General features: G+C 44.2%; 18 protein-coding genes. 3 read left to right on the top strand and 15 right to left on the bottom strand.

Going from position 1 to position 15144, the window contains the following annotated elements:
- Positions 1–6: 6 nt before the first annotated feature.
- A complete protein-coding gene (locus AC5ZC7_RS30845) occupies positions 7–1260 on the bottom strand; it encodes a chloride channel protein (protein WP_496161527.1) in 1254 nt (417 codons plus the stop codon).
- A 185-nt stretch (positions 1261–1445) separates the two neighbouring features.
- Between AC5ZC7_RS30845 and AC5ZC7_RS30840 the strand changes: the two genes are divergently transcribed.
- The 3 genes from AC5ZC7_RS30840 to AC5ZC7_RS30830 all read left to right on the top strand — a co-directional run bounded on the left by AC5ZC7_RS30840 (position 1446) and on the right by AC5ZC7_RS30830 (position 3038).
- On the top strand, positions 1446–2024 hold the full coding sequence (locus AC5ZC7_RS30840; RefSeq protein ID WP_496161528.1) for a protoglobin domain-containing protein: 579 nt from the start codon (positions 1446–1448) through the stop codon (positions 2022–2024).
- A gap of 36 nt (positions 2025–2060) precedes the next feature.
- Positions 2061–2354 carry a DUF2024 family protein gene (locus AC5ZC7_RS30835; protein WP_496161529.1) on the top strand — a complete coding sequence of 98 codons (294 nt, stop codon included), beginning with the start codon at positions 2061–2063 and terminating at the stop codon, positions 2352–2354.
- 72 nt (positions 2355–2426) lie between these two features.
- On the top strand, positions 2427–3038 hold the full coding sequence (locus tag AC5ZC7_RS30830; RefSeq protein ID WP_496161530.1) for a MarR family transcriptional regulator: 612 nt from the start codon (positions 2427–2429) through the stop codon (positions 3036–3038).
- A 4-nt stretch (positions 3039–3042) separates the two neighbouring features.
- On the opposite strand, the gene AC5ZC7_RS30825 is transcribed toward AC5ZC7_RS30830, so the two are convergent.
- The 14 genes from AC5ZC7_RS30825 to nrfD all read right to left on the bottom strand — a co-directional run bounded on the left by AC5ZC7_RS30825 (position 3043) and on the right by nrfD (position 15040).
- Positions 3043–3516: a GNAT family N-acetyltransferase gene (locus tag AC5ZC7_RS30825; RefSeq protein WP_496161531.1), complete on the bottom strand. Its 474-nt coding sequence runs from the start codon at positions 3514–3516 to the stop codon at positions 3043–3045.
- Between the two features lie 29 nt (positions 3517–3545).
- Entirely contained in the window at positions 3546–3761 is a 216-nt protein-coding gene (locus AC5ZC7_RS30820) for a CAMCR motif-containing small membrane protein (RefSeq protein WP_496161532.1), read from the bottom strand.
- 62 nt (positions 3762–3823) lie between these two features.
- Positions 3824–4396 (bottom strand): DUF420 domain-containing protein, encoded by a 573-nt coding sequence (locus AC5ZC7_RS30815; RefSeq protein ID WP_496161533.1) that lies wholly within the window; start codon positions 4394–4396, stop codon positions 3824–3826.
- Between the two features lie 75 nt (positions 4397–4471).
- Complete coding sequence (locus AC5ZC7_RS30810; protein ID WP_496161534.1) at positions 4472–5143, bottom strand: SCO family protein; 672 nt, start codon at positions 5141–5143, stop codon at positions 4472–4474.
- 79 nt (positions 5144–5222) lie between these two features.
- Positions 5223–5624: a cytochrome C oxidase subunit IV family protein gene (locus AC5ZC7_RS30805; RefSeq protein ID WP_496161535.1), complete on the bottom strand. Its 402-nt coding sequence runs from the start codon at positions 5622–5624 to the stop codon at positions 5223–5225.
- 77 nt (positions 5625–5701) lie between these two features.
- The gene (locus AC5ZC7_RS30800; RefSeq protein ID WP_496161536.1) at positions 5702–6376 is read right to left on the bottom strand and encodes a cytochrome c oxidase subunit 3; all 675 of its coding nucleotides are present in this window, start codon (positions 6374–6376) and stop codon (positions 5702–5704) included.
- A gap of 27 nt (positions 6377–6403) precedes the next feature.
- Positions 6404–6985: a cytochrome c oxidase subunit 3 gene (locus AC5ZC7_RS30795; RefSeq protein WP_496161537.1), complete on the bottom strand. Its 582-nt coding sequence runs from the start codon at positions 6983–6985 to the stop codon at positions 6404–6406.
- 1 nt (position 6986) lies between these two features.
- A complete protein-coding gene (gene cyoE, locus AC5ZC7_RS30790; protein WP_511911295.1) occupies positions 6987–7901 on the bottom strand; it encodes a heme o synthase in 915 nt (304 codons plus the stop codon).
- 109 nt (positions 7902–8010) lie between these two features.
- Entirely contained in the window at positions 8011–9822 is a 1812-nt protein-coding gene (locus AC5ZC7_RS30785) for a cytochrome c oxidase subunit I (protein WP_291919893.1), read from the bottom strand.
- A gap of 112 nt (positions 9823–9934) precedes the next feature.
- Positions 9935–10966, bottom strand: a complete 1032-nt coding sequence (locus AC5ZC7_RS30780) for a cytochrome c oxidase subunit II transmembrane domain-containing protein (protein WP_496161539.1) — start codon at positions 10964–10966, stop codon at positions 9935–9937.
- A 62-nt stretch (positions 10967–11028) separates the two neighbouring features.
- Positions 11029–12228, bottom strand: a complete 1200-nt coding sequence (locus AC5ZC7_RS30775; protein ID WP_496161540.1) for a quinol:cytochrome C oxidoreductase — start codon at positions 12226–12228, stop codon at positions 11029–11031.
- A 44-nt stretch (positions 12229–12272) separates the two neighbouring features.
- Complete coding sequence (locus tag AC5ZC7_RS30770) at positions 12273–12878, bottom strand: c-type cytochrome (protein WP_496161541.1); 606 nt, start codon at positions 12876–12878, stop codon at positions 12273–12275.
- An 83-nt stretch (positions 12879–12961) separates the two neighbouring features.
- Complete coding sequence (locus AC5ZC7_RS30765; protein WP_079471715.1) at positions 12962–13555, bottom strand: DUF3341 domain-containing protein; 594 nt, start codon at positions 13553–13555, stop codon at positions 12962–12964.
- Between the two features lie 48 nt (positions 13556–13603).
- Positions 13604–15040, bottom strand: coding sequence for an NrfD/PsrC family molybdoenzyme membrane anchor subunit (gene nrfD, locus AC5ZC7_RS30760; RefSeq protein WP_496161542.1), 1437 nt, complete (start codon positions 15038–15040; stop codon positions 13604–13606).
- Positions 15041–15144: the final 104 nt, after the last annotated feature.

The following is a 15144-nucleotide window of genomic DNA, read 5'->3' as shown; positions in this document are numbered from 1 at the left end:
AAGCATTTATATGTTTTCCGTTTTTTTCTTGTTGAAGAACGTGATAAGTGATATGCAATAGGAGATACAACAGGCGGCTAATACCGGCAATATGGTATTGGCATCATGTGTTAACTCTACCGAAAGCACCATGGCGGTAAACACCGCCCTTGATGTACCTGCCAGCATAGCTGCCATACCCGCCAGCACCAAAGTGCCCGAATGTATTATTACGGCAGGAAATAATAGTTGTATCACCACACCTACCAATAACCCGGCAGCTCCTCCTGTTACCAATACCGGTATAATTCCACTACCTGTTTTATAAGCACTGGAGAAGAATAGCCAGGCCACTAATTTCACAACAGCCAATGCAAACAGGATAGACAAGGTGACATGTGCCTGCAACAGATCATTTACATAATGATTACCTGTTCCCAATGCCCTGGGGGAGATATATCCCGCCGCGCCTACTACCAGTGCAGCCAACAGCAAAAACCAGCGATTAAATATAGTTAGCTTTCCAAACCATTTTTCTATCATCTTAGATAAATTCACACTCATCTTTGCCCATAATCCTACCAGTAACCCTACTCCCAGGTAGGCCAACAAGGCCTGCATGGTAACAGCGGGTGCTGCCGGAATGTTAAACACCGGTGTAGTACCGCGAAAGAGGTAGTTGCCTATACCAGCGGTAATAGCAGCCAGCACTACCGGAATCATAGTATTAATAGTAATAACGGCAAAAAAACATTCTATGGCCAGGAAGATAGCGGCTACAGGCGCACCGAAGAGACTTCCCAAAGTGCTGCAGGTACCTGCTACAAAAAGTATATAACATTCGTCCGGATTGCAGCGGAATAATTTACCTATCCAGTTTCCCATGGCTCCGTTAAACATCATGGCAGGGCTTTCTATCCCCATTGGAGCGCCGGCGCCTATAGCAACGGTTAATCCGATCGCCTTTAGAAAACCATTATGATATTTACTCAACCAGGTTAACAATACGGCACCTGCTATAGGAATACCAATGATCCATATGCCCAGGTCGTCATTTTCGGGAGTGCTGATTTCCTTGCCCATATCTCCAAAATATACCAGTGCTGTAAGCCATTGCATCATCCAGGTAAGCAGTTTACCCAGCACTACGCCAATAGCTGCCACCAATATGGCCGCCACAGAGAGATACAATGCCCGGGGTAGATACTTTATCCGTGTAAATTCCTGTCCATCGGGGATGGGTACTATATGAAAAGCCTGCCTGGTGATATATTTTAGCATGATACAACGGGTTATATTCAATGGCATCAAAGCTATAGTGTTCGCTTTAGAATCACAAATAAAGTTATATTAATATATCAGTTCCCTAACGGACAACACCATACGATACGATATAATTTTTTTAGTTAGGCAACCTTATTATATTTGTAATAACCAATCCGTGAAGGACATCTAAATCAACATGTATGAATAACGCTATGCGGCATGGCACAGCGGGCTCAGGTACCCCCAAATCCCCACTGGATGCGCAAGTATTAGTCCGGCTAAAACGAATGTTGTTGTTCACCCATGATGATGAACAATATCTTCTGATGGCTGGAGATATTTTGCTGGCGCATACAGAAGATATCCTGGATAACTGGTATGATTATATTTTAAAGAATAACTATCTCGCCTATTACTTTACGCGGGGAGGTGCGCCTGACCTGGATTACCTGCAAACGCTGCGTCCACAATTCCGACAATGGTTGATTGATTTATGTACCCGGCAGGAGGGGAATACCTGGTGGCAATTTGAGGAGCGTATTGCGGCGCAGTTACAACAGGAACCGGTATCCGAAGCGGATATGGCCACGCTGCCGTTGGAATATCTACGGTATTTATCCACTTTTATTTATCCGGTGGCGGAGGCTGGCAGACCTTACCTGGGCCGGTATGGGCATCCGGCGGTGGAAGTAGAACGGATGCAGCAGGCCTGGTTTAAGGCGATTAGTTTTAGTGTACTGTTATGGGTTTATCCTGATGGATTATCTCCCTCATTTTAATATAACCGTTTACGTTAGCAACAAAAGTACTGGGCTATGGAAGTCGCCGTTTATGATACCTACGTTAAGAGAAAGGATGGGGGGCATTTGCATTTCGACATTATCGTCAATAAGGCCACCCGGTTTGACGATGTGTTGGTATTTGGCAACAGGTATCTGCAAAGCCGGAGGGGGGAACAATTAATGATTTTGCATAAAGATTGCAGATTTTCGCATATTACTGAAGTAATACCGCGGTGGGAGCTGCAAATTTTGCGGAAAGGGTATTATATTCATGAGTTGGAGGGCTGTAGGGGGAAAAAGCGGGATTTGGACAAGGAATGTCACTAATATGCTATTTCCCGCCATATATTTATATTGTACCTTGCCCCACTAACTAACTATTAAGGACAGCAAGACAATATGGGGAAAGTTTCCACATTCAGCCCCGCACAGCAGGCGGAAAACACATCTAGCAAAGTAGTGGCCTCCCTGGAGCGATTATCAGAGGCCTTCCGCGTACTATTATGGCAGGAAGCCACACAGTATGGACTTAGTCCCATACAGATTCAGGTACTTACCTTTTTACTGCATTACCCGGAGGAAAAACGTACTGTAACCACTTTGGCATCGTATTTCAACATGACCAAAGCTACCATCAGTGACGCGGTAAAATCACTGGAGCAGAAGCAATACCTGACCCGTAAGGCAAGCCCTACGGACACACGCAGTCACACTTTACATCTTGTAAAGGAAGGACGGGCTATTGCCAAAAAAGTAGAACAGTTCGCCAATCCTTTACAGGAAACAGTAGATCATTTATCTGCCAAAGAGCAGAGTGGGTTACTGGAGCAATTGATGCAGCTTATTTACCAGCTTAACCAGCAGGAAGTTATTTCCACACAACCTATGTGCTTTAATTGCCAGGCATACACCGAAAAGAAAGGACACTACTGTAACAAGTTGAAGACGTCTTTAAACAACGGTGGATTGCGGGTAGATTGTCAGGTATTTGAACTTCGGGAAGAAGCGTAGCCAACTATTGTACACGGGGTAGCTGGCAGGTCATCTCATTATCTCCGGCTACAAAACCAAACTGCTCGTATAATAAACGTCCATCATCACTGGTATGTAAGCTTACCTTACCGGTATTGCGCGCTTTTGCTTCATCTAGTAGTTTTTGCAGCAAATTTTTTGCGATGCCTTTACGCCGGAAAGCAGGAAGTGTATACACATTCAGGATATAGGCTACTTTGCCTTCCAGGTTGTGGTACAGCGGTGGCTGGTTATAAAAAACTATGCCGGCGCTGGCCACTACCTTGCCTTCTATATCGGCAAACCAGTTCACGAAGTTATTCCTGGAAAGATGTTCTGTTAAATACTCCCGAAGATGCGTTTCTAATACGTCATCCTGAGAATCATCAGCTTTAGGGTAAATTTCTTTCAGAAACTGCAGTCGCAAATGCACCAACTGCGGGATATCTGTTATATCCGCCTTTCTGTAGGTAATCATAGTTTTGGGTTATTCGTCGTTATTTTTGATCAGGCTTCCTTGTTGCTCCTCCACCATCTGAAGGCGAGGAAACCTATAATAGCCAATGGAGTTAATGCCAGCATCAGGATTCCGTTATTCAGCCCTTTTGCCGGGCCTTCTCCCAATTGTTGCGCTGTTTTAGTACACAGGGAACACTGCGCCATTACTGACCCACTCATCACTATTAAAACACCTGTCAGCAAAAACAAAGCTGCCTTCTTCATAGTATTACTCATTTGATTCCACAAAATTAGGCCATCTCACCCAAAAAAATCTATTAAATGTATCAATGGTAGTAGGGGGAAATCATGATATATACGATCACACCCGTTACCGCCACATAAAACCAGATAGGCCAGGTAATACGGGCTATTTTACGGTGACGGGGAATGTCATTCTGGAAGCCGCGTAACAGTGTAAACAATACCAGGGGAACAATAATACCTGCCAATACGATATGTGTCAGCAACAAGAAATAATAAATATAGCGTATTCCTCCCAGCATTGCTTTTTCGGCAGCATCCACCACACCATTGTGATCCAGGTCACCAAAACGCGTTTCCGGCGCCAGTGCATGGTAGGTAACATAAGATAACAGGAATATAGCAGATAACCCTACTGCTACCAGGTTGGTAGTTTTATGTGCTTTTACATGACCATTTTTAATGAAATACAAACTGGCCAGCAGAAGCACTGCCGTAGCTGTATTCAGAATAGCATGGAACAGGGGCAGTATTTTTACATCAAACCCGGGATGCATTTCTGGTTTGGGTAAGAAGAACAATAACGCCACTAACGCCGGAATTGCAATAGATACAATAGTAATAGGCGTATTGAGATTTTTATTTTTAAGTTCCATGTTTGCTAAAATATAAAGGTGAATAAGGTAAGGTGAACACCCTTTCCTTATTCACCCTTTCAAATAAATGATTTATTACTTTTCTCCGGAGAACAATTTCTTGAGGAAGGCGCCAAAGCCAGGTCGATGTCTTTCCTTTGCCAGATGCAATATGGAGATATCTCCAGCGCAACGTTTTACAGCATTAGAATCGAGGCCATTGTAGTATCCCCTGATGTTTCCGTTTTTATCAATCAACACTAATTTCTCTGTATGTATAAAATCATCCGGACCGCCATCACCTTTTGTAACGGAAACGAAAAATTCGTTTCGGGCGAGGTCGTAGATTTCCTTTTTACTACCGGTGAGTAACCACCAGTTATCGGGATTGATCTGGTAGTCGTATGCGTATTTACGCAATTTTTCTACTGTATCTCTCTCCGGATCTACAGAAAAAGAGAGTATCTGCAATAAAGAGTCATTCTTTACGTAGGCACTCTGTATCTTTTTCAGATTCTTTGTGAGTGTAGGACAGATACTAGGGCAGGAGGTAAAAAAGAAATCAACGAGTATTACTTTTCCTTCCATGTCTTTCAGACTTACCTGTTGACCCAATTGGTTGGTGAGGCTGAAGTCCCTGATTTTATGAAAAACAGTATCGTACGATACTTTACCATTTTCCGTAACCGTATCTACTCTTTCCGGGATGAAGTAACCGGGTACTGGTATCACATTTTTCCCATAGTGATCTACAATGAGATAACCCAAAAGCGGCACCAATATAGCCAGTGAAACTCCTAATAAAGCCCTGCGAGTGATGATCCTGATAATTTAGTACGAATGAAAATTATGGGTGTTTTTCAACTGGTCCAACCTTTGGTGTTTCAATGGGAGTACCTGGTTTCAGGTCTTTCCGCATGTTCTTCCAGGAATCACCTTCGTAAAGGAAAGCGATGATGAACCAAACGAATAACAGTAAAGGAACTAAGACGGTCATGATCAGGTTCTTGATTTCGTGACCTAAGTGCATGAACTCCGCTACGATATAGAAAGCTTTCACCAGTGTAAGACCAATAAATATTGCGTTCAGTAACACTCTTGGCAGAAAACCGTATTCCAGGTGTAAGAATGCCAGACCTACTTCCACCAATGTGATACACAACAGGATCCAGAATGTTCTCCAGATTGATTTGGTAGATGAATCAGTATGTGCACTTTCATGCCCTGCCGCAGTATGTGTATGCTCCATTATTCTTTAAATTAAAAATTCGTAAAATTCAGATTCAATAATTGTGACAAACCTTGTATAACGCTACCTGTCCAGGATCAGAGCAGGTAGAAGCAGGTGAATACGAATACCCAAACCAGGTCTACAAAGTGCCAGTACAGTCCTACTTTTTCCACCATTTCATAGTGACCTCTCTGATCGTAAGTACCTTTCAGTACGTTTGCGAGGATAACGATATTCAACACAACGCCGGAAGTTACGTGCAAGCCGTGGAAACCGGTGATGGTAAAGAAGAAGTTGGTAAAGTTGGTAGAAGCTTGTGTACCATCCACGTTAATGAATGGGTTACGACCCCACCAGGCACCTTCGTGATAGAGGTGTGTCCACTCCCATGCCTGACAGCTCAGGAAGGCGATACCACCTACGATGGTCCAGGTCAGCCATTTAGCCACTGCTTTTCTATCTCTCATGTGACCAGCATGTACAGCCAGTACCATGGTTACAGAACTCATGATGAGAATGAAGGTCATTAAGCTCACAAACATTAACGGCAATTCGGCGTGGCCCATGCCAGGGAATGATTTGAACACTTCATTCGGATCAGGCCAGGATGTGCTGGAAAACCGGATGGTACCATATGCTATCAGTAATGCGCCGAAAGTGAACGCATCTGACATCAGGAAATACCACATCATCAACTTGCCATAGCTCACATTAAAGGGAGAATATCCTCCTGCCCACCATTTTTTCTTCGCTGTAACTGCTGTATCCATTGTTAGTTTTATAAAATTTTACAAAGTTTATCTGGCGATACTTAAAAAAATTAACAGGTAAATCCACAATACATCCACGAAATGCCAGTAAGTAGCGGCCACTTCGATGGGTACCGGGCTATAGGTACGTACACGGGTTCTGTAGGCCCTGCCGAACATAATGAGTAGTGCGGTAACACCACCCAACACGTGCAGCATGTGCACGCCTACGATTACATAAATAAAAGAAGCGGAAACCGGCCCATTTAGGGGCAGTCCCATATTTTTCATCTGAGAAAAACCAATCCATTGGCAGGCGGCAAACACTACACCCAGTATTGCAGTAAGGGTAATAAGTTGTTTGTAACGTTGCATATTCCTTTCTTTAAATTGCTTCAAAGCCAGGTGAATCGTTAAGCTACTTGTTAAAATTACGGCAGTGGATAACCAGAAAATGTGGGGCAATTCAAATGCCAGCCAATTTGCCTGTGATCTTTTAACAATGTAAGCACTGGTAAACCCGATAAACATCATGGTAATGCTCCCCATAGCAATCCATAGGGAATATTTATGCGGATGTATTTTCTTACGTTGTTCTAATGTCATAGTATCCATCACTCCTCTTTTCATTTTATGCTTTGTCCAGCAGCTGTGCTAACTGAACGATAGTCAGATAAATATAAGATCCGAACATGAGCTTACGCGCTGCGGATACTTCATTTTTCCTGTACAGGTTAATAGCTCTGTAGAGGAAGAAAACACCTGCCAGGATAGCCACTATTGCAGAGATACTGCCAGTGATTTTCAGGAGGTAAGGTGCTACACCGGCAGGAATCAGCAACAAAGTGTACATAGCAGCCTGTAAGGCGGTGTACTTGTTGGGTTCTCCACTGCCAGGGAGTAGTTTGAAGCCTGCGTTCGCATAATCTTTATACGCAATCCAGGCAATAGCCCAGAAGTGCGGGAATTGCCACAGAAACTGGATAGCAAATAAAGACCAGCCGCCTTCTGCCAGGTTATTGGCGCCAGCTGCCCAACCGATCAACGGAGGCATTGCGCCAGGAATAGCACCTACCAATACGGCCAGTGAATTCCATTTTTTCCAGGGTGTATATACGAAACCGTACAATACCAGGGAAAGCAGGCTTAGGGAAGCAGCTAACCAGTTAAAGCAAAATCCCATAATCAGGATACCTGCCACACCAGTAATCACTGCCAGCGCTATTGCTTCACCATTCTGCATCCGCCCGGAGGGCAGAGGACGAACAGCGGTACGCGCCATTAGCTTGTCTGTATTCTTCTCCCATATCTGGTTGATGGTATTTGCTGCTCCGGAAACCAGCAAGCCACCGGCAAATAATAAAAGAACTTTTATTAAGTTAAACTCCACACCAGGCACCAACAGATAACCCACTACAGACGAAAATACCACCATAAAGGTGAGATTAAACTTCATCAGCTGAGAGTAATCTTTCGCTTTACTGGCTACCGCATACGATGACGACAATTTTATGGAGTTTTCTTGCAACATTTTTTTTCTAGCCACATTCCGGGTTTAAGTCCGGAACAAATTTACAAACATCACAGTGAACAAAATTCCGGGAGGAAGATTTTCCTTGGGGGAGTTTCTTCCTGCCGGAATTCCGAACTATATTTTAGTGCGCTGATTCATTAGGACCAATAGGCTCTGTTTGCGGAATGAAATCTCTTCCATCCTTGCTATAATCATAAGCCCAACGATATACCTCAGGAATTTCACCAGGCCAGTTACCGTGACCAGCGTGAATAGGAGTAGTCCATTCCAGGGTAGTTGCGTTCCATGGATTCTGCGTAGTCATCTTTCTACCTTTGAAAATGCTGTAGAAGAAGTTGAATACGAACAGCAGTTGTACCGCAAATACCAGGATTACCACGATAGTGATGAATTCGTTCAGGCCACCGAATTGTTTGAAGGAAGCCCAGCCGGATACATCATAATATCTTCTCGGCATACCCGCCATACCTTCGTAGTGCATTGGCCAGAAGATCAGGTAAGCACCAATCATTGTTACCCAGAAGTGGATATAACCGATCGTAGAATTCATGAAGCGGCCATACATCTTAGGGAACCAGTGATAGATACCGGCAAACATACCGAAGAACGCAGATACACCCATTACAATGTGGAAGTGAGCGATTACGAACATGGTATCATGCAGGTGAATATCGATAGAAGAGTTACCTAACCAGATACCTGTTAAACCACCGGAGATGAAAGTGCTCACGAAACCGATAGAGAACAGGGAAGCAGGTGTAAAGTTGATATTACCCTTCCAGATCGTAGTGATCCAGTTAAATACTTTAATCGCAGATGGTACCGCAATCAGTAAGGTTAAGAGTACGAAGAACGCACCGAGGAATGGATTCAGACCTGTTACGAACATATGGTGCGCCCAAACCAGGAAGGCCAGGATACAGATAGCGAACAGGGAACCGATCATCGCCAGGTAACCGAAGATAGGTTTGCGTGAGCTAACCGCTAATACTTCAGATACCATACCCATTGCAGGGAGGATGATGATATATACCTCAGGGTGACCTAAGAACCAGAATAAGTGTTGATAGAGAATAGCGCTACCACCTTCATTTGCCAAAGCTTTACCAGCGATAAAGATATCAGACAGGTAGAAGCTGGTACCAGCGTGACGATCCATCAGCAGCAGGATGAAACCTGACAGCAATACAGGGAAAGACAATACGCCTAATACAGCAGTAAAGAAGAAAGACCAGATAGTCAAAGGCATTTTAGTCATTGCCATGCCTTTGGTACGCATATTCAACAGTGTAGAGATGTAGTTCAAACCACCCAGCAGCTGAGAAACAACAAACAGTGCCATACTGGTTAACCATAAATCCACACCTATTTTTGAACCGATAGAAGCATCACCCAACGCACTCAGTGGTGGGTACATTGTCCATCCTCCGGAAGCAGGACCTGTTTGAACAAACAGGGAAGCCATCATTACCAGGCTGGCCAGGAAGAAAAACCAATAGCTCAGGCAGTTCATGAAAGGAGAGGCCATGTCACGCGCACCTACCTGTAAAGGAATTAACAGGTTAGAGAAGGTACCGCTCAAACCGGCAGTTAATACAAAGAATACCAGGATGGTACCGTGCATTGTTACCAATGCATAGTAAGCTTCCGCAGAAATACGGCCACCTTTAGCCCAATGACCCAGGATGCTTTCCAGCCATGGGAAAGTTGCATCGGGAAAACCAAGTTGCAAACGGAACAGAACAGAGAAGAAGGCACCAATGATAGCCCAAACGATACCAGTAATCAGGAATTGTTTGGCGATCATTTTATGATCCATGCTGAACACATATTTCGAAATGAAACTGTCTTCATGATGGTGCTCATGATCATGATGATCATGCGCTCCGTGCATTACCTCCTGTTGACTGTGCAATGTTGCTTCGTTACTCATAATCGGTTCGGTTTATTATAAACTAACGCCCGGGAAGTATCGTCGTTTGTCAGTTCGTCTTTATTGTTTTTAATTGTACTCCGTCAAAAATTCTTCTACACAAATTTACAGCTTACTTAGCAGCTATTACTTTTTGTGTGCTGTCTGCGGCAGGGGCTGCCGGAGCAGGTGCTGCATGTGTTAACTCGTAGGTAGATTTTTGTTTGGCTACCCAGGCATCATATTCCGCCTGAGTTTCCACTACAATCACACCTCTCATGGAGTAGTGACCGCTACCGCACATCTGATCGCAGGAAATTTCGAAAGTGAAATCAGGGTTGCCTGTTTTCTCCTGCATTTGCTTGGTAGTATACTTAGGTGTAAACCAGAGGGTAGTAGGAATACCAGGTACCGCATCCATTTTCAGACGGAAGTGAGGTAAACCTACGTCATGGATAACATCGCGGGAACCAATGATGAATTTAACCGGCTTACCTACTACAAGGTGCAGTTCGGTAGGCATGAAATCGTCTTTATTCAGCGGATCGTTCCAGTCCAGACCTAATTCGTTACCGGCAGAAGGATCGATGGCTTTAAAGTCGCGACGACCGAGCTGACCATCTTTACCTGGGTAACGGAAGATCCAGTTGAACTGTTTACCGGTTACTTCTACTACTGCTGCATCTTTTGGCGCATCAGAAGTCAGTTGGAACCAATGTTTCAGACCGAAAGCTACCAGTATGGTTAAAGCGATAGCTGGAATAACTGTCCAGATCACTTCTAGTTTATTGTTATGTGGGAAGTAAAATGCTTTACGACCTTCTTTTTCCTGGTATTTAAATGCAAACCAGAATAATGCGATCTGGGTAAGCACAAACACTACGCCTGTAATGGCCAGTGTTACGTAAATGAGGGTATCTACCCCTTCGCCCTGTTCTGAAGCAGATTCACCCAGGATTTTGCCTTTCAGCAAATTATTACACCAGTACACGCCTATAAGCCCCAGCACCAGGAATGCAATCAGCATGAAACCATTTATACGGTTGCTCTGCTCGCGCGCTTTCTTTTCTCCCTTCAATATGGACACATATTCGCTCGCCTTCGCAATCTGGAAGATGACTATGAATATGAGAACAACAACTAAGACTGCTAAAAATCCTGACATTGCTATATGAAATAATTAAGTTATCTAATGCTTTTCTATTGCCTATTCTCCTTGATCACCGATTAGGTGTGATGAATGATACTTTCTTTCAGGTAAGGATGATTTTTAGGAACTAATGCTGCTTTAGTCAGTTGATTAGATACCAGGAAAATAATCAGTCCCACGAAACCAAGTCCGAGTCCGAATTCATACCAAGGGAATACCAGGGTTTTAACAGTGCCTGGGTAAACCATTTGCCAGAAATCCAGCCAGTGACCGAAGATGATCACGATAGCGATGAATACGATGGCGGTATAATTACGTTTGGTGTCCCTTTTCATCAGGAACAGCAATGGTGTTACGAAGTTGATCAGGAGGTTCAGGAAGAAAATTGGTCTCCACTGGCCCCAAACACGTGGTTGGAAGTATTCGGTTTCTTCCGGCATGTTGGCGTACCAGATCAGCATGTATTGGGAGAACCAGAGGTAAGTCCAGAAGATGCTGAATGCAAACATGAATTTACCCAGATCGTGCAGGTGTTCTTCAGTTACATAAGAGAGATAACCGTGTTTCTTGAGATATACTACGAAGAGTGCGATCAGAGACAGACCAGATACCCAGGTGCTGGCGAAAGTGTACCAGCTGTACATGGTAGAGAACCAGTGTGCATCGATGCTCATTAACCATATCCATGGAGTGGTAGAACCAACGCTCAGGGTGAAAACTACCAGGAAGCCACCGCATACAACGGTATTTCTCCAGAGCAATTTACGACCAGTTTCAGGGCGCAGATCCCATCCATCTTCTTCGATAGACATTTTACGGAGTTTCAGGGTAAAGAATACCCAGAGACCCAGTGTGAGGATAGTAGCGATGGTAAAGAATCCTTTGTTCAGGAAAGCAGATTTCCAGGTAAGGATTTTGTCTTCTGCCACGTGGTGAGCGTTCACCCAGTGGTAGATATCGTCTTTCCCTCCGAAAACGAGGATCATCACGATTACAAATAAGATGGCAGCCAATACTGGCACTGCCATTGAAATAGCTTCAGGCACACGGCGGAAAGCGATCTGCCAGCCACCATGTGCCAGGGTAGTTGCAGCGATAAAGAAGGTGCTTGCCAATGTAATCAGCAAAAAGAAGCTGCTGTTTTGCAACAGACCGGCCCAAAACCGTGTCTCACCGTGAAACGCAATTAATCCGATCAATAACGTCAGCAAGCCTACGCCCATTAACACGAAGCTGGTCTTTTTTAATCTTGCCGGTACTACAAATTGGTCTTTCATTACTGTATATTAAAATACTTGATTGAAATTCAGTTTACTCTCAATTATTTAGCTGCAGTTGCGCTATCCTTAGCAGGAGCAGCGGAGGCCAAGGCGGCAGCACCTGGCTGTTTGCTCTTGATATAAGCTGCGATCTTCCAGCGTTGTTCTCTGTCGAGCTGGCTGGCGTAGCTACCCATCATGTTATAACCATAAGTCATTACGTGAAACAGGCGGCCTTCGGTGTAACCGGATTTTGCACCAGCTACCAGGTTGGCAGGAGCTGCAGAAAAAGGTCCGGTACCATCTTTATAGAGTGGTCCATTACCATCTAAAGCTGTACCATGGCAGATACCGCAGTAGATATTAAATAAACGTTCGCCTTCTTTCAGATCAGTTGGCGTAATAGTTAATGGATTTTTTACCAGATTAGCCAGTGCCGTATCTGATTCTTTCAGATGGTATGGCAAAAGTTCACCTCTTTTTACTGTTCCTTCCACTGGCTTCAGGCCTGACAAACGAGCACTATAAAATTCATACGCACGGGATTCATACATGTCTGGCATATAAATCCTGCCGGGCTTTCTGTTATGCTCCCCTCTGTTACAGGCTGCCAGGAAAGCTCCAGTTGCCAATGCGGCTACAATCAATATGTTGGAAGTCCTTTTCATCAGAAATTATTTATCTAGCTTTCATTAGTTCTTGCTTGCTCAAATCCTAATGTCGCAACGGTATGTTTTAGCTGTTATTATAATTAAGCGTTTGCGGTCTGAATCTTACGCAGATAAGGCTCATCGTCCTTATCATATCTTCCGAACCACCATCCTGCTTCAGCTTTTTGCTCATTGATATCCTGTGCACCTGCAGCGGCGAGGAAGCTTTTCACTTCTTCTGCGTTGGTTTTCTCTGTCAACTCTATCACCATTACAAACTTATCGTCTGTCTGACGTGGATGGAAGATATGTTTCTTCACACCAGGCATTAACTGGCAGAGATAGCAGAAAGTCATCACCATACCTACTGCCGCAAATAATACGGTCAGCTCAAAAGTAATAGGAATGAACGCAGGTAATGGGAAATGTGGTTTACCACCAATGTTCAGCGGCCAGTCTACATTAAATACCCAGCTCATGAAGGATAATGCTGTAGTAGTACCAGTGATACCATATATGAAACCGGCTGTGTGCAAACTGGTTTCCCTTAAACCCATTGCATGATCGAGGCCGTGAACAGGAAAAGGTGTGTATACATCGTGCAATTTGTAACCTGCAGTGCGTACTTTCTTTACTGCCGGAAACAACACTGCCTCATCGTCAAACAAGCCTACTACAAATTTTTTAACAGCCATATATTTAAAAATTCAAATTCCAGGTAATAAATTCTCTTGATTCGTCTATTAGTGAGCGTGAGCTACATCGTGTGCAAATTTCTCAGCGCTTTCTTCTTCGTATACTTCCATTTTCTCTTTGAAGTTTTCACCGGAAGTTTTCAGGATAGACTTGATTTCAGCTACCGCGATTACCGGGAAGTATTTAGCAAAGAGGAAATAGCAGGTGAAGAACAGACCAAATGTACCCATGTAGAAACCTACTTCAGGCCAGGATGGACGATAGTAAGCCCAGCTGGATGGCAGGTAATCACGATACAGGGAAGTACAGATGATTACGAAACGCTCGAACCACATACCGATGTTTACTACGATAGACATAGCGAAAGTTACTGCGATGTTTCTTCTCATTTTACGGAACCAGAACACCTGCGGAGTGATTACGTTACAGGTCATCATGATCCAGTAAGACCAACCCAGCGGACCAGCAGCACGGTATTTGAAGAAAGTAGCAAATTCGTAAGGGTTAGCACCATACCATGCCATGAATAACTCAGTCAGGTAAGCGCAACCTACTACGGAACCGGTTAATACAATTACCTTGTTCATGGCTTCCATGTGGCCCAGGGTAATGTATTCTTCCAGGTGTAATATTTTACGTGTAATGATCAACAGTGTTTGTACCATCGCAAATCCGGAGAAGATCGCACCCGCTACGAAGTAGGGAGGGAAGATGGTAGTATGCCAACCAGGAATTACAGAGGTAGCAAAGTCAAAAGATACGATCGTGTGTACAGACAATACCAGTGGAGTAGACAAACCTGCCAGTACCAATGACAGCGCTTCATGACGTTGCCAGTGTTTGGTAGAACCTGTCCAACCGAATGCAGCTACACCATATAACAGTTTACGCAGTTTGGTTTTAGCTCTGTCGCGAACGGTAGCGAAATCCGGTAATAAACCAGAGTACCAGAACAACAGTGATACGGTAAAGTAAGTAGAGATCGCGAATACGTCCCAGAGGAGGGGAGAGTTAAAGTTAACCCATACCGGACCACGGGTATTTGGGTAAGGCAGGATGAAGAATGCCATCCATACACGACCCATGTGAATGATCGGGAACTGACCGGCGCACATTACCGCGAAGATGGTCATCGCTTCTGCTGCACGGTTTACCCCTGTACGCCAACCCTGACGGAACAGGAGGAGGATAGCGGAAATCAGGGTACCGGCGTGACCGATACCAACCCACCATACGAAGTTGGTGATATCCCAACCCCAACCGATGGTTTTATTCAGATTCCATACTCCGACACCGAAATAGATCTGCCAAAACACTGAAAATGCGCCGAAGCCCAACAGTGTCAGGGATATAAAAAAGCCTACATACCACAGTTTTCCAGGCTTCCCTTCAATGGGACTAATGATATCTTCCGTTACCTGGTGATAATCCTTAACCCCGTCTACCAAAGGTTCTCTCAGTGTGGATTCGTATTTTAAATGCATATTCTATAAGCTTTTAGCTGCTAGCTTCTAGCTACTAGCCCTTGTCTTTTGTTATGATCTCAGATTCTGTAACTTCTTTCTGTCTTTATCTCCTAACGATTTCC

Source organism: Chitinophaga sp. 9-1-y, from assembly GCF_059511905.2.
This window is presented reverse-complemented; position numbering and strand designations above follow the sequence as displayed.